We start from the raw sequence: 26,586 nt of genomic DNA on the forward strand, positions 1-26,586 counted from the left end.
ACTCCGGCGCACTACCGCGTCCCTGCGACCTCGCGCGCCGACCGCGACTGCCACGGCGCGGCGGCGGGCAGCGTGAACGTGAAGCGGCTCCCTTGACCCGAGCGGCTCTCCGCCCAGATGCGGCCGCCGTGCGCCTCCACGATTCCCCGCGCGACCGCGAGCCCCAGGCTGGCGCCGCGCGCGCTCGCTCCGCGGCCGCGCCGGTACCGATCGAAGAAGTGGGCGAGCTCCTCCTCGGGGATGGCGCGCCCGCTGTCCTCGATCTCGAACGCCACGGCGCGTCCGCTCTCCACGGCGCGGGCACGCACGGTCACGTGGCCGCCCTCCGTCGCCTGGAGCGCGTCCGCGAGCAGGTTGCCGAGCACCTGGAGGACGCGGTCGCGATCGGCGTCGACGTCCGGCAGGGTCTCCGCCGCCTCGACGACCAGCGTCACGCCTCCCCGAGCCGCCGCCTCCCGCTGCGCCTCCACCGCGGCGCGCACGAGCGCGGCCGTGTGCTCGGGCCGGCGGACGACCACGAGCCGCCCCGCCTCCAACCCGGCGAGGTCCAGCAGGTCCGCGACGAGCCGCGACATCGCCTCGGCGGCGCGCTCCACGGCGACGGCGCTGCGCCGGATCCGCTCGCCGGTGGGCCCCTCCGGAGTGTCCGCGCGGATGGCCCGCGCGGCGGCGAACGCCGCGCCCAGCGGGGCTCGGAGGTCGTGCGAGAGGATCGCGAGGACCTCGTCCCGCTCGCGTCCGGCCCGCTGCGCCTCGAGATAGAGGCTCGCGTCGTGGAGCGCCTGCGCCGCGCGCCTCGCCAGGTCGCGCGCGATGCCGAGCTCGCGCGAGCCGAAGTCGCGATCCGGCGTCGAGACGGCGAGCGTCAGCGCCCCGAGGGTGCGCCGCCCAGCCGTGAGGGGCACGACCACCCAGGCGCGGAGCCCCTCCGCTCGCAGGGCCTCGCGGTGCTCCGGCTCCGGCGCGAGCGCCGCGAGCGCGGCGGCGTCGCCCTCGGAGGCCACCTCCGGCTGGCCGGTGCGGAGGGCTCGCCAGACCGGCGAGGTGTCCGGATCGGGCGGGAAGCGGAGGCGCAGCTCCCGGAGCGCGTGCTCGCGGCGGGGATCCGGGTGGGCGAGCGCGACGAGCCGGAGCTGGCGGTCGCCCTCGAGGGTCTCGATGACGCACCAGTCCGCGACGCGCGGGACGGCGAGCCGAGCGAGCCGCTCGAGCATCTCCTCCGGGTGAATCGACTCGGCGAGCACCGCCCCGGCCTCGAGCGAGAACCGCTCTGCCTCCTCCGCCCGGCGCCGCTCGGTGATGTCCCGCATCACGTGCGCGAAGCCGGTGAGCCGTCCGTCCGCGTCGCGCAGGGCGGTCAGGACCACGGTCGCGTAGAAGCGGGTGCCGTCCTTGCGGACGCGCCAGCCCTCCTCCTCGGCACGCGCGTCGCGCGTGGCGCGCCACAGGAGCTGCTCCGGCCGCCCGGCGTCGCGCTCCTCGGGGGGGTGGAAGCGCCCGAAGCTCTGCCCGAAGATCTCGGCCTCGGGCCAGCCGGTGAGCCGCTCGGCGGTGGCGTTCCAGCCGGTGACCGCGCCGCTCGGATCGAGGAGCAGGATCGCGTGCGCGTGGAGCCCCTCCGTCATGAGGCGCAGCCGCTCCTCGGCGGCGCGCGCGTCCGAGAGCCCGCCCTGCGCCCGCCGTTGGGCCGCCCGGAAGGCTCCGACGACGACGGCGACGACGCAGGCGCTGGCGAGGTAGCCGGCCAGCCCGAGCGCGTCCGCGCGGTCGGCGATCCATAGGCTCTGCCTCGGCGCGAGGAACAGCCACGCGTGGCCGGCCGCGCTCGCGACGCCGGCGAGCAGGCCGGCGCCGGTGCCCCCCACCCCCGCGGCGAGGGCGACCGCGGCGAGCGCGAAGCTGTAGCGCGGCCCTCCGAGCATTTCCGCGAGCAGGTGCGTCGCCGCCAGCGCGGCCGCCGCGAGCGCGATGGCCGCGGCGAACGCCCACGGGCGCCGCCCGTCGATGCGACCCGGATCGGTTGGGGAATGGGTCATGGCGTGCGGAAGCGGACCTTCGCCCGGCAGAAGCTGCGATCTCACGCGCGGTGTGGGGAACCCCCGCCGCCCTTCAGCCCGCTTGCGGCGGAGGGGGGTGCCCGGTCGAGCGGTCCATGAGCCGCCGCAACGTCTCGGTGAGGACCGCGCCGTCCACCGGATGGACGAGATAGGCATCCGCCCCGACGGCGAGGCCGTAGCGCTGATCCTCCGGGAGCGGGTGGCTCGCGGAGAGATGGATGATCGGCACGCTGGCGGAGCGCGGATCTCCGCGCAGGTGCCGGCACAGCTGGAAGCCGGTGATGTCCGGGAGCTTCACGTCGAGGACGATCGCGTCCGGACGGTCCTCGAGCCGTGCCAGCGCCTCGCGCCCGGTCGCGGCCCCCACCACGTCGAAGCCCCCGCGGGTGAGGAGCCGCGCGACGAGATACCGCGTCGCCTCGTCGTCCTCCACGTGGAGGACGAGCGGGCGCGCCCTGGCGGGGTCGCGCGCCTCCGGAGTGGTCGATGGGGGCTGCACCGCCTGCACTTAAGGCTCCGGAACGCTCGGGGACAAGCAGCGAGTGCGGAAGTGTCGAAGGGCCTCTCGGCTTCTTCGGGGCTAGACGCCCGCGGCTTGCTCTCGATCAAGCCATGGTTCCCCCGAGATGGGGAAGATGCCGATGTATGCTAGCCTGCTCCATGAGCGCTCGTTTCTGCACGTTGAGCGCGGACCTCCCCTGATCGAAAGGGGGACACGTATGACGAACACGCACGCCCGCTCTGCCGCCTTCCTTGCCGCCGTCCTCGCCGTGGCCTCGGTCGCCTGCGAGAGAGCTCGGGAAGGCGCTCCGGCGCCGGCTCCCGCGCCGGTGGCGCCGGTCGCCGAGGTTCACGTCGAGGCAACACCGACCGGCGACGGCGCGCTGGACGTGGAGGCGATGCGCCGGGCGGCGGAGGGCGCGGGGCTCACCGCGACGGCTCCGGCCCTGCCCGGAGCCTCCGGGGGACCCGAAGCCATCGCCTCGCCGGCGAGCGCCTCCGCCGCCGCCCTCGCGCCGGCGGCAAACGCTCCTCCCGTGCCGCGCGCCTTCTCGGCCAGCGCCCTGTCGCCCACGCGCGTCTCGCTGGAGTGGTTGCCCGCCGAGCGCGGCGCGGGCGTGACCGCGTACCGCATCCTGCGCGACGGCAGCGCCGCCGGCCTGGTCGCGGAGACCGCCTTCACCGATGACGGCCTCCGGCCGGGCTCGCGCCACTGCTATGCGATCTTCGCGCTCGACGGGGCGGGGAACCGCTCGGCCTCCACCAGGACCGTGTGCGTGGACATGCCGGACCGGAGCCCGCCGACCGCGCCCCCCGCGCTGCGCGCCGAGGCCCGGGACGAGCGCCACGTGCTCGTGAGCTGGCAGGCGTCGCGCGACGACGTCGGCGTGCGCGGCTACGAGGTGCTGCGGGGCGACGCGGTCGTGGGGCGGGTCTCCGACAACGCGTTCACGGAGCTCGGCCTCGCCCCCGCGCAGACCTACTGCTACAGCGTCCGCGCGGTCGACGGAGCCGGGAACGTGTCCGCCGCCGCCGGCCCGGCCTGCGCGACGACCCCCGATCTCACGCCGCCGTCGGCCCCGACCGCCCTCGCGGCCGACGCCCGCGGCGAGCGCGCCGTGCGCGTGCGCTGGGGTCCCTCCGTGGACGACGCCGGCGTCGCCGGTTACGAGCTCCTGCGCGAGGGCAAGGTGGTCGCGTCGACGGAGGAGCTCGCCGCGATCGAGGAGGGCCTCCGCCCCACGGGCCGGTACTGCTACACGGTCCGCGCGCGCGACGCCGCGGGGAACCGCTCCGAGGAGGGCGGCCCCGCCTGCGCGACGACGCCGGACCTCACCGCTCCCACGGTCCCCTCGGAGGTGGCGGTCACCGCGACGTCGGACACGCGCGTGGAGCTGCGCTGGACGGCCTCGACGGACGAGATCGGGGTCCAGCGCTACGAGGTGCTGCGCGAGCGGAACTCGCTCGGCTTCGTGGAGGCGACCACCCACGCCGAGGCGGGGCTCAGACCGGGGCGCGAGTACTGCTACGTCGTCCGCGCGCATGATGCGGCCGGGAACGTGTCCGCGGCGTCGAAGCGCGCGTGCGCGACCACCCCGGACCTGACGCCGCCGTCGGCGCCGCCCCGTCTCGCCGTCGCCCCGAACTCGCCGTCCAACATCGTGCTCGCCTGGGACGCCGCGACGGACGACGTGGCGGTGACGCGCTACGAGATCCAGCGCGGCGGCGAGGTGGTCGCGCGGGTCGACGCCCCCTCCACCGACTGGCTCGACCGCGGGCTCCCGCCCGCGTCCGACGCCTGCTACGCCGTCGTGGCGCTCGACGCCGCCGGCCACCGCTCGCCGCCCCAGGGGATCGCCTGCGCGAGGACCGCGGACGCGGGCGTGCCGGCCGCCCCGAGGCTGCTGCGGGCGGCTCCGGAGACGGTCACCTCGGTCGCGCTCACGTGGGAGCCCTCCTCCGAGCCCGGCGTCGTCTACTCCGTCTACTGGGACAAGGGCGGCCGCATCGGCTCGACGGGGAAGACGTCCTTCAGCGCCCTGGTGAAGGGTGGCGAGCGGCGCTGCTTCCGCGTGGCCGCGGTGGATGTCGAGGGGCGCGAGTCCCCCCGGACGTTCGACGCCTGCGCCACCCCGCGCAAGGAGATGCCTCGCGAGACCCTCTCGCGCGCCGACGGGCCGTGAGAGGGCTGTCCAGAACGCTGGCCCCGTCGCCGCGCGAACGATCCGCGGCGCATCGCTGAGTGCTCGCGTCTCGCTCGCCTGGCTGGGGCTCGGTCCCCGGCATCCTGAACAACCCTGTGAGCTACACGACGAGCGCGAGCACCACGATGCCGACGAGCACGAAGGCGAGCGCGATCTTCAGGACGTTGCCGAGGACGAACCCGACGAACGCGCCCGCGCCCGCGCGCCCGGCGGCGCGCAGGTCGGGGGTGCGCGTGAGCTCGAACAGCACCGCCCCCACGATCGGACCGAGCACCACCCCCACCGGCCCGAGGAAGAGGCCGACGAGGAGCCCCACGCTCGCGCCCAGGATGGAGCGCGGCGACGCGCCGAACGCCTTCGCGCCGAGCGCGGCCGCGGCGAGGTCCACGAGCCACATGGCGAGCCCGAGCACCGCCGCGATCGCGACGGTGCCCCAGCCCACGCGCGTGAAGCCCTCCGCCCAGGCGACCAGCACGACGCCCGCGACCAGCAGCAACGATCCGGGCAGCACGGGCAGCACGAGCCCTGCGATGCCGGCCACGATCGCCGCCGCGCCGAGCGCGTAGAGCAGGACGGTCGTCACGCGCGGCGTTCATGGCGCCTCTTCACCTCCGGCGTCGAGGCCCCATGCGGACCGGTCCGCGCAGCCGAGTTGCCCGGCCGAGGTCGCCGGCGCAGGCTTCGGCCAACGTGTCGCGCGCTCCGGCCACCCTGCCCGCCTCCCGCGAGGCGCTCGCGCCGTGAGGGCCGGGTTCGCGCTCCGGCGCGCGCTCGTCGCGCTCGCCCTGTCGACCGGGGTCGGGGTGGCGCAGCCAGGCGCGGCCGGCCGCGGCGACGAGGCCGGCGATCGCGACCGGACGGCCGCTCATCCCGAGCGTGGCGCCGTCGCGAACGCCGCGGACTCGAGGGACGACGAGCCACCCCCCGACGTGGGCGAGACCGTCGTGAGCGCGACCCGGCTCCCGCGCCCGGTGGCGGACCTCCCCACCACCGTGCTCGTGGTGCGCTCCGACGAGCTGGATCGCAGCGCCGCCACCACCGTCGACGCGACGCTCCGCACGCTGCCCTCCTTCGCGACGCTGCGCCGCTCCACCAGCCTCGTCGCCGACCCGTCGTCGCAGGGGTTGAACCTGCGCGGCGTCGCTCCTTCCGCGGTCGCGCGCGCCCTCCTCCTCGACGACGGCGTGCCGGTGAACGATCCCTTCGGCGGCTGGATCTCGTGGCGCGCGGTACCCCGGCTCGGCCTGGAGCGCGTCGAGGTCGCGCCGGGCGGAGCGTCCGCCCTCTACGGCAGCTTCGCGCTCGGCGGCGTGGTGGCGCTCGTGCCGCGCGCCATCGAGGGCGCGGCCGCGCGCGCCGAGGCCTACGGCGGCAGCCTCGGCACGCGGGGCGCCGCGGTGTGGGCGGCCGATCGGGCCGCCGCGCTCGGCGGATCGCTCGAGGCCGAGCACGCGGCCACCGACGGTTACGTCGTGGTCGCCCCGTGGGATCGAGGCGCGGTGGACGGACGCGCCTCCGCGCGACACACGACGGTGTCCGCGCGCGTGCTCGCCGAGCGCGCGACGGGCGCGCGGCTGACGCTCGGCGGGACGTTCTTCGACGAGGAGCAGGACGGCGGGACGCGCTACACGCAGGCGGCGCAGCGGACCGCGACCGCGCGCCTCGGCCTCGCCGCGCGGGTCGGCGAGGTCCGCCTCGACGCGGCGCTCTACGGCGGAGCGAGGAGGTTCACGCAGGACCGCGCCCGCTTCTCCGCGGACCGCGGCAGCGAGGCGCTCGCGGCGTCGCAGGAGGTGCCGTCGAACGACGTGGGCGGCTGGGCCGTCGCCGCGCTGCCGCCGCTCGGCGCGCACGTCGTCTCGGCCGGCCTCGACCTGCGCCGCGTCTCCGGCACGAGCCGCGAGCGGCTCTACCCTCCGGACCCCGCGCCCTCGAGCCCGGTCGCGCGAGAGGCGTCCGGGCGGCAGTGGACGGGCGGGCTGTTCGCGCAGGACGCGTGGTCGCCGTCGGCGGCCCTGGAGCTCGCCGGAGCGGCCCGGGTCGACCTGTGGCGCGATGAAGAAGGGCGCAGCGGGGTGACGCGCGCCGACGGAGCGCTCGAGGAGGTCCACCACGCGGCGCGCACCCGCGCCGTCTTCTCGCCCCGCCTCGCCGCCCGCTGGTCCCCGTCCAGCGCCATCACCGTGCGCGCCTCCGCCTACCGCGCGTTCCGCGCGCCCACGCTGAACGAGCTGTACCGCCCGTTCCAGGTCGGGACGGTGCTCACCGCGTCGAACCCGGCGCTCGGCCCCGAGACGCTCGCCGGGGGCGAGGCGGGTCCGGAGGTGCGCCTCGCCGGCGGCCTCTCGCTTCGCGCCACCGGGTACTGGAACGCGCTCCTCGATCCCCTGACCATCGTGACCCTGGACGCCCCGCTGCCGGACGGCTCGACGCGGCGACGCGTGAACCTGGGGCGCGCGCGGGTCCGGGGGCTCGAGACCGAGGTCGCCTGGCACCCCTCGGGCCCGCTCGCGCTCTCCGCCGCGTGGACCCTCGCGGATTCCCGCGTCACCTCGGCGCCCGGCTACCCCGAGCTGGTGGGCAAGGCGCTCGTGCACGCTCCGGCACACCGGGTCTCCGGGCGCGCGGTCCTCGCGGGCGGGCGGATCGGGAGCGCCGCGCTGGAGGTGCGCTGGCTCGGGCGCGCGTTCGAGGACGACCGGAACACCCTCGAGCTCCCGGGGTTCGCGACGCTGGACGCCTTCGCGTCCCGGCCGCTCGTCGGGGGGCTGGAGCTGTTCGCCGCGATCGAGAACGCGCTCGACCGGCGCTACCTGGTGGGGCGAGCGGGGGTGGACACGATCGGCGCGCCGCGCGCGATCCGGGCGGGGCTGAGGTTCGCCGCCGGCGCCTCGGGACGCTGAGGGTCGTCGCGCGTCAGTGGTGGACCGGCATGACGCGCCGGAACCCCTCGCGGAAGAGGTCCCCTTGGGCGAGGTCGATCCCGAGCTCGCGGACCACCTGGAAGTCCGCCGCGGTCTCGACGCCCTCTGCCACGACCGGCTTGCCCGTCCGGGAGGCGAAGGACAGCACCCCGTCGAGCAGCGCCCGGCGCGCGGGATCGCCGACGCTGCGCAGCACGCTCCGGTCGAGCTTGAGGACGCGGGCGAGGTGCAGCTCCTCGGCGCTGACGAGGACGTTCGCGCCGCCGAGGTCATCGAGGGCTGCGGTGATCCCGGCGCGGGCGAGCTCCCGCAGCATGCTCGCGCCGCGGCCGATCGTGCTCGCGTGGACGTTCTCGACGGCCTCGACCACCACCTCGACCCGCGACGCGGCGAACACCTCGCGGAAGCTGGCGCTCGCGCGCCCCCAGGTGTCCGGGGAGACGTTCAGGAACACGCGCGGGCCGGGCGCCTGCTCCACCTGGAGGCGCTTCAGGGAGAGCTCGGTCCGCAACAGCAGCTCCGGAAAGGCCCGCAGCCGCTCGAACACGACCGCCGGCGGCACCGTCACTCCGTCCCGGCGGTGAAAGCGCGCGAGGGCCTCGTAGCCGTGGAGCCGGCCGGTGGTGACCTCGACGATGGGCTCGTACTGGACGCCGAAGCGGCCGGCCCTGACCACGTCCAGGCCGTCGGGGCGGGGCTGCCAGGAAGGTGGGGCGCGGAGCGCCGCGGCCGTGTTCAGGTCTCGCACTCATCCATACAACGCACGCCGCCGGCCCGAATTCTCCTCCCCCGGATTTTCCGGGCGCCACCGGCCCGCGCGATCGCCCGCTCCTTCGCTGGGCGCCCGACCTTCCGAGCGCATACGACGGCGAGCCGTCGCGAGCGTCCGCGCGCTACGCGGGCTTGAAGTCCTCCGAGCGGAGGCCATGCTTGCGCAGCAGGCGGTGAAGGCTCTCCCGCTCGAGCCCCGCCCGCTCGGCGGCGCGGGTGACGTTCCCCTCGAACTCGGTGAGCAGCGCCACCAGGTACTCGCGCGTCACGCGGTCCCGGGCGCCGGCCACGGCGTCGCGGTACGGCAGCGCCGCGAGCGCCTCGGCGGGCGCGGCGCCCGCGGGGGGCGCGGCGACCTCCGGCGGGAGGTCCGCCAGGCCGATCCGCTCGCCCCCCGCCACGGCGACCGCTCGCTCGATCGTGTTCTCCAGCTCGCGCACGTTCCCCGGCCAGGCGTAGCCGGCGAGGCGCACGAGCACCTCCGGCTCGAAGCCGCGGAGCTCGCGGCGCAGCGCTCGGGCGTGCTTGTCGAGGAAGTGGGCGGCGAGGAGCGGCACGTCCTCGGCGCGGTCGCGCAGCGGCGGGAGCGTCACGGCGATGACGTTCAGCCGGTAGAAGAGGTCCTCGCGGAAGCGACCGGCCCGGACCTCCTCGCGCAGGTCGCGGTGGGTGGCCGCCACGATGCGGACGTCGATCTTCACCGGGGTGCTCTCGCCCACCCTGCGGATCTCCTTCTCCTGCAGGGCGCGGTTCAGCTTCACCTGCGCCGACAGCGGCAGCTCGCCCACCTCGTCGAGGAACACGGTCCCGCCGCGCGCCTCCTCGAAGAGCCCGGGCTTCGCGACGGCGGCCCCGGTGAACGCCCCGCGCGCGTGCCCGAACAGCTCGCTCTCGATGAGCTCGCCCGGCAGCGCGCCGCAGTTCACCGGCATGAACCGCCGCTCGCGGCGGCCGGAGTGGTAGTGGATGGCGCGCGCCGCGAGCTCCTTGCCGGTCCCGGTCTCCCCCAGCACGAGCACGGTCGCGTCCACGTGGGCCGCCTTGTCGAGCAGCGCGTACACCTCGCGCATGCGGGGGCTGCGGCCCACGAGGTTGTGGAACGCGTCCGGGTCACCGGGCGCCGCGGCGAGGCGAGCGGCGTCGACGAGCCGCTTGTGCTCGGCTGCCCGGGCGACCACCGCCAGGGCCGCGTCGGGGTCGAACGGCTTCTCGAGGTAGTCGAACGCGCCCTGCTTCATGGCACGCACCGCGTCGGCGACGGTCGCGTACCCCGTCACCATCACCACCTCGGTGGTGGGCGCGCGCGCCTTCACGGCGGCCAGCAGCTCGAAGCCGTCGGCGCCCGGCATGCGGATGTCGGTGACCACCACGTCGTAGGCGCGGCTCGCCACGAGCGCGAGCGCGCTCGCCCCGTCCTGGGCCGTCTCCACGTCGTAGCCGTCCGCGAGGATCTTCGCGAACAGCTTGCGCATGTTCTCCTTGTCGTCGGCGACCAGGACCCGCACCGGCTCCATCTACGCCTCCCCCCGCGCGGGCAGCCTGAGCGCGAAGCGCGCGCCGCCGTGCTCCGCGGGATCCGCGGCGAGGTCGCCCCCGTGCGCCCGCGCGATGGCGCGCGAGACCGCCAGGCCGAGCCCGGTGCCGCGCGGCTTGGTGGTGAAGAACGGCTCGAACAGTCGCCCCCGCGTCGCCGCGTCGATCCCGGGCCCGGAGTCCTCCACCGCGACCTCGGCCGTCCCATCCAGCGCCCCGACCCGCACCGCCACGCGCCCGCCCGGCCCGGCCGCCTCGGCGGCGTTCCGTACCAGGTTCACGAGCACCTGGCGCAGCTTGTCCGGGTGGCCGGGCGCCGTGGCGCCGCCGTCGACGTGGACCGCCACGCCATCGAGGAGGCGCGCCTCGCGCAGCCGCGCCACCACGTCGTCCGCGAGGGCGCGCAGGTCCACCGCCTGCGCCGCGGCCGGCAGCGGCCGCGAGAGGTCGAGCAGGCCCTCCACGATCTCCTTGGCGCGCAGGGTCTCCTCCTCGATGACGGCGAGGTCCTCGGCCGCAGCGGGCTCGGCCTTCTTCCGGAGCAGCTTGGCGTATCCGAGGATGACGCCGAGCGGGTTGTTGATCTCGTGCGCCACTCCCGCGGCGAGGCGGCCGATCCCGGCGAGCTTCTCCGTCTCGACGAGCCGCTCCTGGTGGTCGCGCAGCGCGGCCGTCGTCGCGTTCCACTGGCGGGCGAGCGCCTCCAGCTCCGGCGCGCCGTGCACCTCGATCCGGGCGTCGAGCTCCCCCGCCGCGATGCGCGCCGCGCCGGCCTGGAGCTGGGCCACGGGCGCCGCGATGGAACGGCCGATCACGATCGAGACGATCACCGCCACCACGGGCGCCGCCACGAGCAGCCCGACGAGGAAGGCCAGCGTGCGGCGCTGGACCCCTTCCGCGTCGCGGCGGAACGCCCGGATCTTCGACTCGAACCGCTCGACCAGCGCCTGGGTGAGGTCCTGGATCCGGGTCACGACCAGCTGCGCCCGATCGTGCTCGAGCTTGACGCTCCCCTGCTCGCCTGCGAGGACCGCCGGGACGATCCGCTCCCGGAAGATGGCGTCCAGCGTCCTGCTCTCCGCCTCGATCCGATCCACGAGGGCGCGCTCCTCCGGCTCCTCCGCCGCCTGGCGGAGGGCCCGCGTGAGCCGCAGCACCGTCTCGCGCGCCCCGTCATAGAACCCGAGGTGCGAGGCGTCGCCGATGATGATGGTGTGCGCCTGGTGGGCGTACTGGTCGCGGACGGCGCTCGCGAGCTCGAGCGAGAGGCGCACGCCTTCCTCGCGGGGCTTCATCTCGGCGAGCCCGCGGTGGATGCGGACGGAGCCCGCGATGGCGACCGCCGACGCCGCCGCGAACAGGAGCACGAGCGCCCCGAAGCCGAGCGCGAGCCGGCGCGCCGTTCCCGATCCGTATCCGTGTCGCATCTTACCTGCGGGGCCGCCCGGTGCCCGCCGGCGGGTCGCGCACGCTCGCACGCCCGGCGGTGGGTCGACGGACACCGCTGCCCCACACAGTGTAGCGGGCAAAGGCTCGGCGCGCCCGCGGTGACGCCATCCGTCCGCGCGCCCCGAGCTCCGGGTTCGCTGAGGGTGACGAGGCGGCGACGACCTCGCCACCTCGCCCGGTGGGAGGGGCGGTGATCGCGCGGGAGCCGATCGGAGCGCGGAGGCTCGGCTTCACCGGCGGGGCGGTGGCGGTGCACGCGCTCGTGGTGTGGGTGACCCTGCGCCCGGCCTCCCCGAGACCGCCGGTCCCGGTGGACGTGCTGCTCGTCCGCCCGGCCGCCACGCGCGAGCTGCTCCAGCCACCTGCGGCGGTCTCCTCGAGAGCGCAGCGACCCGCCGGCCCGGTCCCCTCGGCGCTCAGGAGCCCTGCGGATCCCCGCCGCCTCATCCCGCCCAGCGCGCCCGTCTCGGCGACCGCCCCGCCCCTGGAGGCAGCCGACCCCGCGGACCTCCCCCCCCTCACCGCAGGGGACGTCGCCTTCTCGGGCGCGGGCGGCGATCCGTACAGCCGCTTCCCGCGTGGCGGCGGGGGTCGGGAGGGAGGCATCGCCCCGGCCGGCGTCCAGGCGTCCGAGTGGCTCGTCCTCCACCAGCGGGAGATCGTGCGGCGCATCCAGGAGCGCGCCTCGCGGCGTCCCTACCCCGCGCTCGCCGCCGCGATGGGCTGGACCGGCGTCGTGCGCGTGGCCTTCACCCTCCGGACGGACGGCACGGTGGCGGATCTCCGGGTGGTGAAGACGAGCGGCCGGAAGGCGCTCGACGAGTGCGCCCTCGACGACGTCCGGGCGTCGGTGCCGTTCCCGCGCCCCTCGGAGGAACAAGCCGTCGAGGTGCCGATCGTGTACGTCCTCACCTGATGGCCCCGCCGCGGCCGCGCGCGACGGCCCGGGGCTCACCCGTGATGAGCGCACCCGTGAGCGCACCCGCACGCGACCCGCTCCTGCGCGTCGCTCGCCTGCGGCGCTCGCGCGGGCGTCCGCTGCACGTCTGCCGTCGGGTACGTCGTGTCGTCCGCGCTCGCGAGAGCGACGGCGCGCGAGGCGGAGAGGAGCTCCTTGTGGATGGTGGTGTGAGCTGCGGGGTAGCTCGTGTCGTCGTAAGTCAGCTGCGGCGACGCCTCGACCGTGACGGTTCCGCTCCACGTGGAAGCAGGCTCCGGGTAAGCCGTGTCGTCGTGGTCGATGCCCGCGGCGTACGCGCGCCCCGAGGCGAGGGCGAGCGTGGCGACGAGGGCGAGGGCGAGGCGAGAGGAGGTCATGCGATACGTCCTTGTGCCGGTCGAGGATGGGAGCCTCGCCTCCGACCGGAGCGAAGCGAAGCTGCAAGTCGCCACTGCAGCCCTCGCGCCACCCACGCCGCCACGGGTTTGCAGGCTTTCCACGCGACGGGGCCGCTCGCGACGATCGCCACGCCGTGACCCGTCCCATCACAGCGTGACCATCCCAGCCTCGCGGGCGCTCCCGGACCGCGCTCGACGAGGGGCGGCGCGAGGCGGGGCGAGCGTGACCGGCGGCGTCACAGTGTGTCCCCCCTGGGCCTCGCGCGGCGGTCCGATCACGCGACGGACGCTCGATTCGACGCCCGGCGAGCCCGGCACGGGTCCTGCTATGGATCTCCAGCGAAACGCGCCCGCGTCCGGGCGCATACGACTGGAGAGACCGAGATGAACACCAAGCCCTTCCTCCTGCCGATCGCCGCGACGCTCGCCGTCCTGGCGGCGCCGGCGCTCGCGCAGCACGGAGGACACGATCACGGCACGATGCACGGCTCCGGCCACGGCGCCGCGCACGCGAACCCGGCTGCCGGCATCGCCGAGGGGACCGTGAAGAACGGCGTCCGCACGGTGGAGATGGCGGTGACCGACGACGGCTTCGAGCCGTCCAAGGTGAAGGTGAAGAAGGGCGAGAAGGTCCGCTTCGTCGTGACGCGGAAGACGGACAGCACCTGCGCGAAGGAGATCGTGATCAAGGATCACGGCATCAACGCGCCGCTGCCGCTCGGCAAGCCGGTCACCGTGGAGTTCACGCCCACGAAGTCGGGCGAGATCCGCTACGCCTGCGGCATGGACCACATCAGCGGCGTGGTCTTCATCCCGTAGTCGTCGTCCAGCACGCCCGCCGCCCGGCGCCGGATCACCACCGGCACCGGGCGGCGCCGCTTCTCCCCTCGCCGGCGTGGACGCCGCGCCGCTCGACGTCCGGCAGGCGTTCGCGACCGCACCGGAGTGGCACGCAGGGTGCTTTAGGGGCTCTCGACCATGCGCCGATACGTTGGAAACTCGCTCGCCCGCGCGCTCGTTCTGCTGCTCCTCGCGCCGCCCGTGGCTGCGAGCGCTCAGGAGACAGGCGGCTCGCTGCCCGCGCTCCCCACGGATCCCGTGCTCGCGCGGCTCATCGAGGAGAGCTTCGACGCGCGCCCCGAGCTCCGCCGGGCGGACGCCGCGCTGCGCGCCGAGCGCGAGCGCGTCCCGCAGGCGGGCGCCCTGCCGGATCCGGTCCTGTCGCTGGGAATCCAGAACGACGGGTTCGGCGAGATCATGATCGGGAAGATGGAGACCAGCTTCTACCAGGTCATGCTGAGCCAGGGGCTCCCCTGGCCCGGGAAGCGGGGCCTTCGCACGGACGTGGCGCGCCTCGCCGCGGACGAGGCGGGCGCGACGCTCACCCGGGCACGCCTGGGCACGGAGGCGGACGTCCGGCGCGCGTACCTGGATCTGCTGCTCGCGCGCGACCGGCTCGAGCTGCTGCAGCGGCTGGAGGGGATCTGGCGGACGTCGGCGGGCGTCGCGCGCGCGCGCTACGAGGCTGGCGAGGGCGCCCAGTCCGACGTGCTCCGCGCCCAGCTCGAGCTGAACCGCCTCCGGCAGCGCCGCTGGGGGCTCGAAGCGCAGGAGAGGACGGCGGTCCAGACCATCAACCGTCTCCGCGGGCGCCCGGTGGACGAGGCGATCGCCACCACGATGAGCGTGCGGGATCTCCCGATGCCCGCGCTCTCCTCCCCTGACGCCGCGCTGGCGGACGCGCTCGCGCGCAGCCCGGAGCTCGCCCAGGCGCGGCTCGGGACGGAGCGGGGGACGAAGTCCGTCTCCCTCGCCCGCCGCGAGCGCTTCCCCGACCTCAACGTGAACGCGGGCGTCATGCCGCGCGGCGGGCTCGACCCCATGTGGCAGGCGGGCATCTCGATCAGCCTCCCCGTGTGGTCCTATCGCAAGCAGAACCGGGCGGTCGCCGAGAGCCGGGCGCGCGCCGAGTCGAGCGAGGCGTCGGCCGAGGCGGTGGAGCAGGTGCTCCGGCTGCGCGTCGCCGAGCGTCGCTCGGCCTACGAGGCGGTCGCCGAGACCGCCCGGCTCTTCCGCGAGGGGCTCCTCGTGCAGTCGCGCGCGACCGCCGACAGCACCCTCGCGCAGTACCGCGTCGGCAGGGTGACCTTCGCGTCCGTGCTCGAGGCCAACGCGGGGTACATCGCCGACGAGGATGGGTTCCTCGCGGCCGTGGTGGACGCGCAGCGGCTCGCCATCTCCGCCGCCGAGGTGAGCCTCGATCCCGTCGGCCTCCCGGGGGCTGGCGGAGCGATGACGTCGGGGGGCATGCCCGGAGCAGGCGCCTCGGGCGGCGGCCTCTCGAGCGGCGCCCCCGGCGCCGCGGCCGCGGCCGAGGCAGGGCCCTCCGCGTCGATGACGTCCGGGATGTGAGACAGGGGAAACGATGAACACCGAGAACGGCAACACGAGCGCTCCTTCCCGCCCCCGTCGCAGCTTCGGCACGCGCGCGCTGGTCCTCGCGATGGTCGCGTCGGCGGCGCTGGCCGGCGGCGGGAGCTGGCTGCTCGCCTCGCGCGGAGGCGATCCTCACGCGCACGAGGGCGGCGCGGCCGCGAAGGAGCAGTGGCAGTGCCCGATGCACCCGAGCGTCGTGCAGGATCACCCGGGCGACTGCCCGATCTGCGGCATGAAGCTCGTGGAGGTGGCCGCGGCGACCGGGCCGGCGCCCCAGGGCGCCTCGCCGGCGGAGGGGAAGGCGCAGTGGCAGTGCCCGATGCACCCGAGCATCGTGCAGGACCACCCGGGCGACTGCCCGATCTGCGGCATGAAGCTCGTGGAGGTGAAGGGCGCGGACGAGGCCTCCGGCGGTGGAACGCCGCCGCCCGGGGGACTCTCGGCCGTGACGATCGACCCCGCGCGACAGCAGCTCATCGGCCTCAAGGTGGCGCACGCCGAGAAGGGCACGGTCGGGGGCTCCTGGCGCACGAGCGGCCGGGTCGCCATCGACGAGACGCGCGTGCACCACGTGAACGTGAAGTTCTCCGGGTTCATGGAGCACGTCCACGGGGACTTCATCGGGCGGCTCGTGAAGAAGGGGGAGCCGCTCTTCTCGATCTACAGCCCCGAGCTGCTCGCCGCGCAGGAGGAGTACCTCCTCGCCCTGCGGACGCAGAAGACGCTGGCCGAGGCGGGAGGCATGGACGCGGACGGGGACGCGCTCGTGGCGGCGGCGCGCCGCAAGCTCGAGCTGTGGGACGTCCCGCGGTCCGAGATCGCGCGGCTCGAGCGCACGGGCCGCCCCACGCGCACCATCACGTTCTACTCGCCGGCGACGGGCGTCCTCACGAAGAAGGACGTCGTCCCGGGGATGCGCGTCAACGCCGGAGACATGCCGTTCGAGATCGTGGACCTCTCGCGCGTGTGGGTGCTCGCGGACGCGTACGAGAGCGACCTCCGCCACGTGAAGATCGGGGGGCCCGCCACGCTGGCGCTCAAGGCGTTCCCGAACCGCTCCTTCGAAGGCCGGGTGGCGTTCATCGACCCGCTCCTCGACCCGAAGACCCGCACCGCGAAGGTGCGCGTGGAGGTCCCGAACCCGAAGGGCGAGCTGAAGCCCGAGATGTTCGGCGAGGTGGTGTTCAAGGGGACGAGCCGCGAGGGCGTGCGGATCCCGGCCGACGCGGTGATCAACTCCGGGACGCAGAGCGTCGTGTTCGTCGCGCTGGGGGGCGGCAAGTTCGAGCCGCGCGAGGTGCAGCTCGGCGACGGCGACTCCGAGTTCGTCGAGGTGGTGTCGGGGGTCGCGGCCGGCGAGGGGGTCGTGACGCGCGCGAACTTCCTCATCGACTCGGAGTCGCGGCTGCGGGCCTCGCTCGCCGCGCTCGCCTCGGGCTCGCCGGCGCCGGCGAAGGCGCCCGCGGAAGCCGGCGCGGACCCGCACGCAGGGCACGGGCGGTAGCGGATGATCAAGGCCATCATCAGGTTCTCCGCGGAGAACAAGTACCTCGTCGTCGCGGCCACGCTCGTGGCCCTGCTCGGCTCCGCCTGGGCGATGCGGCACATCCCGCTCGACGCGGTCCCCGACCTCTCCGACACCCAGGTGATCGTCTACTCGAAGTGGGACCGGAGCCCCGACATCGTCGAGGACCAGGTCACCTACCCGATCACCACCGCGCTCCTCGGGGCGCCGAAGGTGAAGGCGATCCGGGGCTTCTCCGACTTCGGCTTCAGCTACGTGTACGTGATCTTCGAGGACGGCACGGACATGTACTGGGCGCGCACGCGCGTGCTCGAGTACCTCTCGAAGATCACCCCGCAGCTGCCGCAGGGCGTGACGACCGAGCTCGGCCCGGACGCGACGAGCGTGGGCTGGGTCTACCAGTACGCGCTCGTCGATCGGACCGGACGCCACTCGTCGGACGAGCTCCGGTCCTTCCAGGACTGGTTCCTGCGCTACGCGGTGCAGAGCGTCCCGGGCGTGTCCGAGGTCGCGACCGTCGGCGGGCAGGTGCGCCAGTACCAGATCACCGTCAACCCCAACGCCCTCGCGACCTACAAGCTGCCGCTCGACGCGGTCGTGAACGCCGTCCGCACCGGGAACAACGACGTCGGCGGGCGGCTCGTCGAGTTCAGCGGCCGCGAGTACATGGTCCGCGGGCGCGGCTACGTGAAGAGCATCGCGGACCTCGAGAACCTCGTCCTGCGCTCGGAGGGCGGCACGCCCGTCCTCGTGAAGGACGTCGCCACCGTCGCCCTCGGCCCCGAGATGCGCCGCGGCGTGGCCGACCTGGACGGCGAGGGCGACGTCGTGGGCGGCATCGTCGTGATGCGCCACGGCGAGAACGCGCTGAACGTCATCGAGCGGATCGAGGCCAAGCTCGAGGAGGTGAAGCCGTCGCTGCCGGAGGGCGTCGAGCTCGTCACGACCTACGACCGGTCGGAGCTCATCGAGGAGGCGATCTCCACGGTGAAGCACAAGCTGGTCGAGGAGATCATCGTCGTCTCGATCATCATCCTCGTCTTCCTGTGGCACATCCCCTCCGCGATCATCCCGATCATCACCATCCCGGTGTCGGTCGCGCTCTCGTTCATCCCCATGTACTTCATGGGGATCAACGCGAACCTCATGTCGCTCGCCGGCATCGCCATCTCCATCGGCGTGCTCGTGGACGGCGCCATCGTCGAGGTGGAGAACGCCTACAACAAGATCCATCACTGGCTGAAGGACGGGAGGAAGGGCGACTTCCACCACGTCCGGCTGGAGGCGCTGCTCGAGGTCGGGCCGGGGGTGTTCTTCTCGCTGCTCGTGATCGCCGTGGCGTTCATGCCGGTGTTCACGCTCGTCGACCAGGAGGGGCGCCTGTTCCGCCCCCTCGCCTTCTCGAAGAACCTCGCGATGGCGATCGCGGCCTTCCTGGCGATCACGCTCGACCCCGCGATGCGCATGATGTTCGCGCGGATCGACGACTTCACCTTCAAGCCGCGCTGGCTCGCCTGGCTCGCGAACAAGGCGCTCGTCGGCACCTACTACTCCGAGGAGGCCCACCCGATCTCGAGGGCGCTCCACAGGGTGTACGAGCCGCCCTGCCGGTTCGTCCTGCGCCACCCCAGGGCCACCATCCTCGCGAGCGTGCTCCTCGTCGTGACCACCATCCCCGTGTACCTGTCGCTCGGCTCCGAGTTCATGCCGCAGCTGCGCGAGGGGACGATCCTCTACATGCCCTCGGCGGTCGAGCCCGGCATGTCCGTGGCGGAGGCCCAGCAGGCGCTCCAGGTGCAGGACAAGCTGCTGAAGACGTTCCCGGAGGTGGAGCGCGTGTTCGGGAAGGCCGGCCGCGCCAACACCTCCACCGACCCGGCGCCCTTCACGATGATGGAGACCACGCTCATCCTGAAGCCGCAGTCGGAGTGGCGCGAGAAGCCGCGCTGGTACTCGTCCTGGGCGCCGGACTGGCTGAAGGCCGTGCTGCGGCCGATCTGGAACGACCGGATCAGCCACGAGGAGCTCGAGAACGAGATGGACGCGGCGCTGCAGCTGCCCGGGATCTCGAACGCCTGGACGATGCCCATCAAGGGCCGGCTCGACATGCTCTCCACGGGGATCCGCACACCCATCGGGATCAAGATCAGCGGCGCCGACCTGAAGACCATCGAGCAGATCGCGAAGGAGACCGAGGCCGTCGTGAAGAAGGTGCCCGGCACGCGGAGCGTCTACGCGGAGCGCGTCGCGGGCGGCTACTTCCTCGACTTCGTCCTCAAGCGCGAGCAGCTCGCCCGCTACGGGCTCACGGTGGACGACGCGAACATGATGGTCATGACCGCGGTGGGCGGGGACAACCAGTCCACCACCGTCGAGGGGCGCGAGCGCTATGGCATCAACGTCCGCTACGCGCGCGACTACCGCGAGGACCTGTCGGCCCTGCGCCGCGTGCTCCTGCCGCTGCCGAGCGGCCAGGGCCAGATCCCGATGGAGGAGATCGCGGACGTCGTGCTCGCGCAGGGCCCGGCCATGATCCGGAACGAGAACGGGCTGCTCTCCGGGTACGTCTACGTGGACTTCGACACCTCGAAGATCGACGTCGGGGGCTACGTCGACGAGGCGAAGAAGGCGGTCGCGGCCGGCGTGGACCTGCCCACCGGGTACAACATGAGCTGGAGCGGTCAGTACGAGAACATGCTGCGGGTGAAGGAGCGGCTGAAGCTCATCATCCCCATCACGCTCGTGCTCATCTTCGGCCTGCTCTACATGAACACGAAGTCGTCGTTCAAGGCGGCGCTGGTGATGGCGGCCGTCCCGTTCTCGGCGGTCGGTGCGGTCTGGCTCCTCTGGGCGCTCGACTACAACGTCTCGATCGCGGTGTGGGTCGGGATCATCGCGCTCATGGGGCTCGACGCGGAGACCGGCGTCTTCATGCTCCTGTTCCTCGACCTCTCGCACGACGAGTACAAGGCGAAGGGGCTCCTCCGCACCCGCGGCGATCTCGTCGAGGCCATCGTCCACGGCGCCGTGAAGCGCGTCCGCCCGAAGGCGATGACGGTCTTCGCCGCCATGCTGGGCCTGTTGCCCATCATGTGGTCCATCGGAACGGGCGCGGACGTCATGAAGCGCATCGCCGCCCCGATGATCGGCGGGCTCGTGACCTCGTTCGTGATGGAGCTGCTCGTGTATCCTCCCGTTTACTACCTGTGGAAGAAGAAGGAAGTGAGCGACGAGGACACGATGACGGCCATCGCCGCCTGACCTGCGAGATGCGCGAGGGCCGCACCCGGTCCGCGCGGGGCGGGCCGGGTGCGGATCAGCGCGCTGACTGGAGGGACGAGCCTGGACTCGCTCACGTCGCCGACCGGTAGCCTCGCCGTCGCGATCTCCGCCCTGCTCCTCGTCCTGGGGTTCCGGCTCGCGCGGCCGTCGCGCGCGCGCGAGTGGCTCGCCGTCGCCGCCTACGCGGGGGCGCTCGCGAGCCAGACCGCCGCCGCGCTCGGCCTCCTCGGCCCGCCGAGCGAACCCGGCCCCGGGCTCCGCGTGGCGGGCGGGGTCCTGCTCGTCGCCGGCGTCCTGCTCGCGGGGGCGCCCGCAAGGGCTCGCAGGCGGGCCGCGGTCGGGGCCGCGCCGGGATCGCGCCCTCGCAGGATCGATCCGGCGTATGCGGGGCTCGCCCTCGTCCTCGTAGGGCAGCTGCTGCGCAGCCCGACCCGGCCTGCGGCCGCCGTGTCCGTCGCCATCGCGGTGCTGCTCGCCGGCTGGGTGGCATTGACGACGCCGCGTGCCACCTAGGGCCGGATCCCGGCGCCGGCCCGGACCGTCGCGCGCGCCGGACGTCAGTACCAGACGCGCACGCCGCCGACGAAGGAGACGTTCGAGACGTCCTCTCCGGCGTCGCGCGCGAGATCCGCGGTGTCGCCGAAGGCCTGGTGCCAGGCGACGCCGACGTACGGCGCGAGCTCGCGCCGGAGCTCGTAGCGGACCCGGGCGCCCAGCTCGAGGTCGCTGAGGCCGGAGCCGACGCCGAACTGCGGCACGTCCTGCACCGCGAGGTGCACCTCGAGGCGAGGCTGCAGGATGGTTCGCTGCGTGAGCAGCAGCTCGTACTCCGCCTCGAGCTCGGCGGAGACGTCGCCGTCGTGGCTGACGTAGAGCGTCGGCGCGAGCTCGAACCAGTACGGCGCGAGCCCCTCGACCCCGAGCGCGAGCTGCGCGCGCGTGGCGGACCCGCCGCCCCAGCGGTGATCCACCCGGACGCCCGCGAGCGCGTCCCAGTACGGCGAGATGAGCCGCCCGTAGAGCGCCTCCGCCTGGAGCTCTCCCGACGCGCGCTCCGTCTCCGGGTCGGCCTCCGCGCGGATCCAGACCCGGTTCAGGTCGCCCCCCGCCCAGCCGGTCGCGTCCACGACGACCGGCGTCCCTTCGCGGTTCGGCGCGAGCTCCAGCTGATCGACGAGCGCGAGCCAGTGGAGCTGCGAGTCCATCACCTGCGCGCCGGCCGGGGATGCGAGCGCCGCGAGGAACGGCAGGACGATCCAGCGGGCGCGCCGGGCGAGGGAGCGGCGGGGCCGATCATCCATGATCATGGCCGGGCTCCTCCGCGCCGCGCTCCTCCCGCCGCGCGGGCTCCGTCGCTCCGCGCTCGGAGACCTGGACCACGCGGAACATGCCCGCCTCCATGTGGTAGAGGACGTGGCAGTGGAACGCCCACGGGCCGGGGGCGTCGGCCGTGAACAACAGCGACATGCGCTCCGCTGGCTTGACGTTCACGGTGTGTACGCGCGGGATCCGCTCGCCGTGCCCATTCTCGAGCTCCATCCACATCCCGTGCAGGTGCATGGGGTGGTTCATCATCGTGTCGTTCACGAGCGTGAGCCGGATGCGCTCGCCGGGGCGCACCCGGATCGGCTCGGCGTCCGAGTACTTCACGCCGTCGATCGACCACATGAACCGCTCCATGTTGCCGGTGAGGTGGAGCTCGATCTCCCGGTCGGGCGCCCTGAAGTCGGGTCGTGGCTCGCGCGCGCGGAGCGCCGCGTAGGTGAGGACGGCGCGGCCGTCGTCGCCGAGCCCGATGCCCGGCTCCTCGAGCCGGCTGCGAGTCATCATCGGGATCGCGGCGTTGCCGGGGCCGTGGGAATCGGGCCCGTGCGGCCTCGGCTCCGGGAGCGCGCCCGGCGGCCTCGGCCCCGCGGACGCCGCGGCGGCGTGCCCCGCGTGCGCGGCGCCACCTGCTCGCTCTCCCCCGTGTCCGCGGCCGCCCTCCTGCATCCCCTCCATGCCGCCCATCGCGCCGTGGGCCATGCCCATGTCGGCCATGGTCAGCAGCGCGCGCCTCCGGCGCTCCGGCGTGGGGGGGCGCAACCCGGCGCGCGGCGCCAGCGTCGCCTGGGCGAACCCGCTCCGGTCGAGCGCCTCGGCGAAGATCGCGTAGGCGCGGTCCTCGCTCGGCTCCACCAGCACCGCGTACGTCTCGGCGATGGCGATCCGGATCTCCTCGGTGTCGACCGGCTCGACCCACTGGCCGCTCACCTCGACGACCTTCATCGCGAGGCCGGGGACCCGGACGTCGAAGAACGTGCTCGCCGAGGCGTTGATGAACCGGAGCAGGACGCGCTCGCCGGGCCGGAACGAGGCGGTCCAGCCGCCGTCCGGAGCGATCCCGTTCACGAGGTACGTGTACGTCGCCCCGGTGACGTCCGCGAGGTCCGTCGGGTTCATGTTCATGCGGCCCCACTCGGCCCGATCGCGGAGGGTCGCCCCGAGGCCCTTCCTGCCGAGGTCGCGGAAGAAGTCGCCGACCGTGCGCTTCTGGAAGTTGTAGTAGTCGGGCTGCTTCTTGAGCTTCGCGAAGATCCGGTGCGGGTCCTCGAACGTCCAGTCCGAGAGCAGCACCACGTGCTCGCGATCCCAGGTGAACGGCGATCCCCTCCGCGGCTCGATGACGAGCGGCCCGTAGTGGCCGAGCTGCTCCTGGAACGCGGAGTGAGCGTGATACCAGTACGTGCCGTACTGCCGAACGGGAAAGCGGTACACGAACGTCTCGCCCGGCCGGATCCCGGGGAAGTTCACCTGGGGAACGCCGTCCATCGCGTTCGGGACGAGGACGCCGTGCCAGTGGATCGAGGTGTCCTCGTCGAGCGTGTTGAGGACGCGGATCACCGCCTCGCGCCCCTCCTGGAAGCGCAGGAGCGGCGCGGGGAGCACGCCGTTCAGGGTGACCGCCTCGCCACGCCGTCCGCCGATCTCGACGCGCGTGCGCTCGACGCGGAGGTCGATGGGACCGGCGCTCGCGTCGAGCACCGGGGGCGCTCCCGTGGCTCCCGCGGGCCGGGCCCGCGCCTCGCGGCCCGGCGCGAGGCCGAGGCTCACCGCGGCCCCGGCCTGGGCGACGCACTGGACGAAGCGCCGCCGCGTGATCCCGCCGCGCGGGTTCGACTCGTGCGCTCCGGGAGCCTCGCTCATACGTCCTCTCCGCATCGCCGCTTCGGAATGATGGTGATCTCGCACGGCGCGTGCCGTCCGAACGGGCCCGATCAGAAGCCGCACGCGTACGGGGGGACCCGCGAGCGGGATTCAGAGGAGGTGGGTGGCCGGGGCGTAACTCGAGCCCTCACGGCGGAGCGGGGAGCGGTCGCGACGGTTGCGCGGCCGCCCCGCCGCGGGAAAGGATGCGCCGATGCGACCCGCGAGCGAGGAGCGGCTCCACGAGATCCCCTGGGGCGCGCTCGCCGGACGAGCCGCGGCGCTCGACGGGGCGCTCGCGGAGATCCTCGCGGGGGCGCCGGCCGAGCGGATCGTGGATCGCGTCCTCCGCGCCGACCGCGGCCTCTCCCGCGAGGCCCGCCGCGCGCTCGCGGAGGCGCTCTTCGGCGTGGGGCTCTGGCGCCGCCGGCTCTATGCGCAGCTCGGCGACGGCGCCGCGCCGGCTCGCCTGCTCCTCGCGGCGCTGCTGCGCGATCTCGCCGGTCGCGACGACGCGGAGACCCTCGCGGAGCTCCCTCCCGGCGCGCTCCCGCCCCCGCGACCGCCGCCCGGCGCGCTCGCCGATCGCGCCTCGCTCCCGGACTGGCTCGCCGGCGAGCTCGTCGCCGCGGCCGGCGAGGAGGCGGGGGCGCTCGCGGACGCCCTGAACCTCCCCGGCCCGCTCTGCCTGCGGGTGAACCTCCTCCGCGCGACGCCCGCGGTGGCCGCCGCGCGGCTCGCCGGCGAGGGAGTCGCGACGCGCCCCGGCCTCCTCGCGCCGGGCTGCCTCGTCGTCGCCTCGTCCCGGCCCAACGTCTACGGGCTCGGCGCGCACCGCGAGGGGCTCGTGGAGGTGCAGGACGAGGGGAGCCAGCTCCTCGGCGCGCTCGTGGGCGCGCGACCAGGGGAGTCGGTCCTCGACGCCTGCGCCGGCGCCGGAGGGAAGACGCTCCTGCTCGCGGCCGAGGTGGGCCCCGCGGGCCGCGTCCACGCCGTCGACCCGGACCTCGCCCGGCTCGAGCGGCTCAGGGTGCGGGCAGCGCGCGCGGGCGCCGCCGGGATCGTGGCCTTGGACGGGGCGGCGCCGGCGGGCGGGCTCCGCGTGGACCGCGCCCTCGTCGACGCGCCGTGCTCGGAGCTCGGGGCGCTTCGCCGCGGGCCGGACCTGCGCTGGCGGCTCGACCCGGCCGCGTTCGCCGCCCTCCCGCCGCTCCAGCTCGAGATCCTCGAGCGGGCCGCGGCCTGCGTGAAGCCCGGAGGACGGCTGGTCTACGCGACCTGCACGTTCCGGCGAGCGGAGGACGAGGAGGTGGCGATCGCGTTCGAGCGGGCACACCCGGAGTGGACCCGGATCGTACCGAGCGTCGGTGCGTCGACGGTGACGGGCGACGGGTTCGTGCGCACGTGGCCGCACCGGCACGGAACGGACGGATTCTTCGGGGCGGTGTGGAAGCGATGAGGGCCGACCCCGACCGCGACCGCGACTGCGACCCGGACCGCGACCCGGACCGCGACCCCGACCGCGACCGCGACCGCGACCGCGACCCCGACCCCGACCCCGCCCCCGACCCCGACCCCGACCCCGCCCCCGACCCCGACCCCGACCCCGACCGCGACCGCGACCGCGACTGCGACCCGGACCGCGACCCCGACCGGGACCACCGCGACCCCGACCCCGACCCCGACCCCGACCCCGCCTACAGCTCGGTCTTCATCACCGCGCCCGCCGACGCGTTCGACACGAGCAGCGCGTAGCGCTTGAGCCAGGAGGAGCGGATCTCCTTGCGCTTCGGGCGGAAGCCCTCGCGCCGCCGGGCGAGCTCGGCGTCGGGCACGTCCACGGTGAGGGCGCGCGCCTCGACGTCGATCGTCACCGCGTCGCCGTCCTGCACCAGCGCGAGCGGGCCGCCCTCGGCGGCCTCCGGGGAGACGTGGCCGACGCACGCGCCGCGCGTCGCTCCGGAGAAGCGGCCATCGGTGGCGAGCGCGACCTGCTCGCCGAGCCCCATGCCCATGATGAGCGAGGTCGGCGCGAGCATCTCCTGCATGCCCGGCCCGCCCCTCGGCCCCTCGTAGCGGATGACGACGAAGTGCCCGGGCTTCACCTTTCCGCCCATGATCCCGGCGATCGCCTCCTCCTGCGAGTCGAAGCAGATCGCCCGGCCGGTGAACTTCCGCATCGAGGGCTGGATGCCGGCGGTCTTCACCACCGCGCCCTCCGGCGCCAGGTTGCCGAACAGCACGGCGAGCCCCCCGACCGCGGAGTAGGCCTCCTCCAGCGGGTGGATGACGCTGCGATCCTTGATCTCGGCGCCGCGGATCCGCTCGCCGACCGTCTCGCCGGTCACGGTGAGCGCGTCCTCGCGGACCACGCCCCCGCGCCGCGCCACCTCGTGCAGCACGGCGGGGACCCCGCCCGCGCGGTGGACGTCCTCGATGTGCACGGTCGAGAGCGACGGCGCGATCTTGGCGATGTGGCCGACCTTGGCCGCCACCGCCTCGATCTGGCGGAGGCCGAACTCGACCCCCGCCTCGCGCGCGATGGCGAGCATGTGCAGCACCGTGTTGGACGAGCCGCCCATGGCCATGTCGACGACCATCGCGTTGTGGATCGCGTCGGCGTTCACGATCCGCCGGAGGCGGAAGCGCTCGTCGCCGGCGATCTCGACGGCGCGGCGCGCGGCGCGACGGAGCAGCGCCTCGCGCTCGGGGGTGAGCGCGAGCGCCGTGCCGTTGCCGGGCAGCGCGACCCCCATCGCCTCGCAGAGCACGTTCATCGAGTTGGCGGTGAACATCCCCGAGCACGAGCCGCCCGAGGGGCACGCCTTGCACTCGATCTCGTACAGCTCGGCGTCGCTCATCTGGCCGAGCGCGCGCTTGCCGACCGCCTCGAACGCGGTGGTGAGGTCGATCGCGGTGCCGTCGGCCATGCGCCCCGCCTTCATCGGCCCGCCCGAGCAGAACACGGTGGGGACGTCCACGCGCAGCGCGCCCATCAGCATGCCCGGCACGATCTTGTCGCAGTTCGGGATGCAGAGGAGCGCGTCGAGGCTGTGCGCGTTCATCATCGTCTCGATCGAGTCGGCGATGAGCTCGCGCGACGGCAGGCTGTAGAGCATGCCGGCGTGGCCCATGGCGATCCCGTCGTCGACGCCGATGGTGTTGAACTCGAAGGGGACGCCGCCCGCCTTGCGGATCTCGTCCTTCGCGATCCGGCCGTACTCCTGGAGGAAGAAGTGGCCGGGGATGATGTCGACGTGGCTGTTCGCGATCCCGATGAACGGCTTGTCGAAGTCGGCGTCGGTGAGGCCGGTCGCGCGGAGCAGGCTGCGATGGGGCGCCCGCTCGAACCCCTTCTTGATGGTGTCGCTTCTCACACC

The 26,586-nt window shown here is 74.3% G+C and carries 20 protein-coding genes; 10 read left to right on the forward strand and 10 right to left on the reverse strand.

Features of this window, described 5'->3' with window-relative positions:
• Positions 1–11: 11 nt before the first annotated feature.
• Positions 12–2,036, reverse strand: coding sequence for an ATP-binding protein (locus ANAE109_RS21820; protein ID WP_012099073.1), 2,025 nt, complete (start codon positions 2,034–2,036; stop codon positions 12–14).
• A gap of 73 nt (positions 2,037–2,109) precedes the next feature.
• Complete coding sequence (locus ANAE109_RS21825; protein WP_158305926.1) at positions 2,110–2,556, reverse strand: response regulator transcription factor; 447 nt, start codon at positions 2,554–2,556, stop codon at positions 2,110–2,112.
• Positions 2,557–2,776: 220 nt separating this feature from the next.
• On the opposite strand from ANAE109_RS21825, the gene ANAE109_RS21830 reads away from it, so the two are divergent.
• A complete protein-coding gene (locus ANAE109_RS21830) occupies positions 2,777–4,741 on the forward strand; it encodes a hypothetical protein (protein ID WP_041448617.1) in 1,965 nt (654 codons plus the stop codon).
• 121 nt (positions 4,742–4,862) lie between these two features.
• Here the strand turns inward: ANAE109_RS21830 and ANAE109_RS21835 are convergent, their stop codons facing one another.
• Entirely contained in the window at positions 4,863–5,345 is a 483-nt protein-coding gene (locus tag ANAE109_RS21835) for a DUF456 domain-containing protein (protein ID WP_012099076.1), read from the reverse strand.
• A 157-nt stretch (positions 5,346–5,502) separates the two neighbouring features.
• Here ANAE109_RS21835 and ANAE109_RS21840 point away from each other — a divergent pair, with 157 nt between their 5' ends.
• Entirely contained in the window at positions 5,503–7,665 is a 2,163-nt protein-coding gene (locus tag ANAE109_RS21840; RefSeq protein ID WP_012099077.1) for a TonB-dependent receptor, read from the forward strand.
• A 13-nt stretch (positions 7,666–7,678) separates the two neighbouring features.
• Here ANAE109_RS21840 and ANAE109_RS21845 read toward each other — a convergent pair whose 3' ends face one another.
• The 3 genes from ANAE109_RS21845 to ANAE109_RS21855 all read right to left on the reverse strand — a co-directional run bounded on the left by ANAE109_RS21845 (position 7,679) and on the right by ANAE109_RS21855 (position 11,417).
• Positions 7,679–8,434, reverse strand: coding sequence for an EAL domain-containing protein (locus tag ANAE109_RS21845; protein ID WP_012099078.1), 756 nt, complete (start codon positions 8,432–8,434; stop codon positions 7,679–7,681).
• Between the two features lie 145 nt (positions 8,435–8,579).
• Positions 8,580–9,971: a sigma-54 dependent transcriptional regulator gene (locus ANAE109_RS21850; RefSeq protein ID WP_012099079.1), complete on the reverse strand. Its 1,392-nt coding sequence runs from the start codon at positions 9,969–9,971 to the stop codon at positions 8,580–8,582.
• Positions 9,972–11,417 (reverse strand): HAMP domain-containing sensor histidine kinase, encoded by a 1,446-nt coding sequence (locus ANAE109_RS21855; RefSeq protein ID WP_041448618.1) that lies wholly within the window; start codon positions 11,415–11,417, stop codon positions 9,972–9,974. It lies immediately after the preceding gene.
• Positions 11,418–11,629: 212 nt separating this feature from the next.
• On the opposite strand from ANAE109_RS21855, the gene ANAE109_RS23835 reads away from it, so the two are divergent.
• On the forward strand, positions 11,630–12,355 hold the full coding sequence (locus ANAE109_RS23835) for an energy transducer TonB (protein ID WP_012099081.1): 726 nt from the start codon (positions 11,630–11,632) through the stop codon (positions 12,353–12,355).
• A gap of 35 nt (positions 12,356–12,390) precedes the next feature.
• On the opposite strand, the gene ANAE109_RS21865 is transcribed toward ANAE109_RS23835, so the two are convergent.
• Positions 12,391–12,756, reverse strand: a complete 366-nt coding sequence (locus tag ANAE109_RS21865; RefSeq protein WP_012099082.1) for a hypothetical protein — start codon at positions 12,754–12,756, stop codon at positions 12,391–12,393.
• Between the two features lie 405 nt (positions 12,757–13,161).
• Between ANAE109_RS21865 and ANAE109_RS21870 the strand changes: the two genes are divergently transcribed.
• From ANAE109_RS21870 to ANAE109_RS21890, 5 genes are all read left to right on the forward strand, one after another.
• The gene (locus ANAE109_RS21870; protein ID WP_012099083.1) at positions 13,162–13,596 is read left to right on the forward strand and encodes a cupredoxin domain-containing protein; all 435 of its coding nucleotides are present in this window, start codon (positions 13,162–13,164) and stop codon (positions 13,594–13,596) included.
• 159 nt (positions 13,597–13,755) lie between these two features.
• On the forward strand, positions 13,756–15,189 hold the full coding sequence (locus tag ANAE109_RS21875) for a TolC family protein (protein ID WP_012099084.1): 1,434 nt from the start codon (positions 13,756–13,758) through the stop codon (positions 15,187–15,189).
• A 13-nt stretch (positions 15,190–15,202) separates the two neighbouring features.
• The gene (locus tag ANAE109_RS21880) at positions 15,203–16,717 is read left to right on the forward strand and encodes an efflux RND transporter periplasmic adaptor subunit (RefSeq protein ID WP_012099085.1); all 1,515 of its coding nucleotides are present in this window, start codon (positions 15,203–15,205) and stop codon (positions 16,715–16,717) included.
• A 3-nt stretch (positions 16,718–16,720) separates the two neighbouring features.
• Positions 16,721–19,999, forward strand: a complete 3,279-nt coding sequence (locus ANAE109_RS21885; protein WP_012099086.1) for an efflux RND transporter permease subunit — start codon at positions 16,721–16,723, stop codon at positions 19,997–19,999.
• A 48-nt stretch (positions 20,000–20,047) separates the two neighbouring features.
• Positions 20,048–20,533, forward strand: a complete 486-nt coding sequence (locus ANAE109_RS21890) for a hypothetical protein (protein WP_012099087.1) — start codon at positions 20,048–20,050, stop codon at positions 20,531–20,533.
• A gap of 44 nt (positions 20,534–20,577) precedes the next feature.
• Here ANAE109_RS21890 and ANAE109_RS21895 read toward each other — a convergent pair whose 3' ends face one another.
• Together ANAE109_RS21895 and ANAE109_RS21900 are read right to left on the reverse strand one after the other, a co-directional pair.
• A complete protein-coding gene (locus tag ANAE109_RS21895) occupies positions 20,578–21,327 on the reverse strand; it encodes a copper resistance protein B (protein ID WP_012099088.1) in 750 nt (249 codons plus the stop codon).
• Positions 21,314–23,206, reverse strand: a complete 1,893-nt coding sequence (locus tag ANAE109_RS21900) for a copper resistance system multicopper oxidase (protein WP_012099089.1) — start codon at positions 23,204–23,206, stop codon at positions 21,314–21,316. The genes ANAE109_RS21895 and ANAE109_RS21900 overlap by 14 nt, the downstream gene beginning before the upstream one ends.
• A gap of 214 nt (positions 23,207–23,420) precedes the next feature.
• Between ANAE109_RS21900 and ANAE109_RS21905 the strand changes: the two genes are divergently transcribed.
• Both ANAE109_RS21905 and ANAE109_RS21910 read left to right on the forward strand, forming a co-directional pair.
• Entirely contained in the window at positions 23,421–24,665 is a 1,245-nt protein-coding gene (locus ANAE109_RS21905) for an RsmB/NOP family class I SAM-dependent RNA methyltransferase (RefSeq protein ID WP_012099090.1), read from the forward strand.
• Positions 24,662–24,961 (forward strand): hypothetical protein, encoded by a 300-nt coding sequence (locus ANAE109_RS21910; protein WP_041448619.1) that lies wholly within the window; start codon positions 24,662–24,664, stop codon positions 24,959–24,961. The genes ANAE109_RS21905 and ANAE109_RS21910 overlap by 4 nt, the downstream gene beginning before the upstream one ends.
• Here the strand turns inward: ANAE109_RS21910 and ilvD are convergent.
• A complete protein-coding gene (gene ilvD / locus ANAE109_RS21915; RefSeq protein ID WP_041448620.1) occupies positions 24,904–26,583 on the reverse strand; it encodes a dihydroxy-acid dehydratase in 1,680 nt (559 codons plus the stop codon). The genes ANAE109_RS21910 and ilvD overlap by 58 nt on opposite strands.
• Positions 26,584–26,586 lie beyond the last annotated feature (3 nt).

Origin of the sequence: Anaeromyxobacter sp. Fw109-5 (assembly GCF_000017505.1) — a bacterium.
Lineage (GTDB): Bacteria > Myxococcota > Myxococcia > Myxococcales > Anaeromyxobacteraceae > Anaeromyxobacter.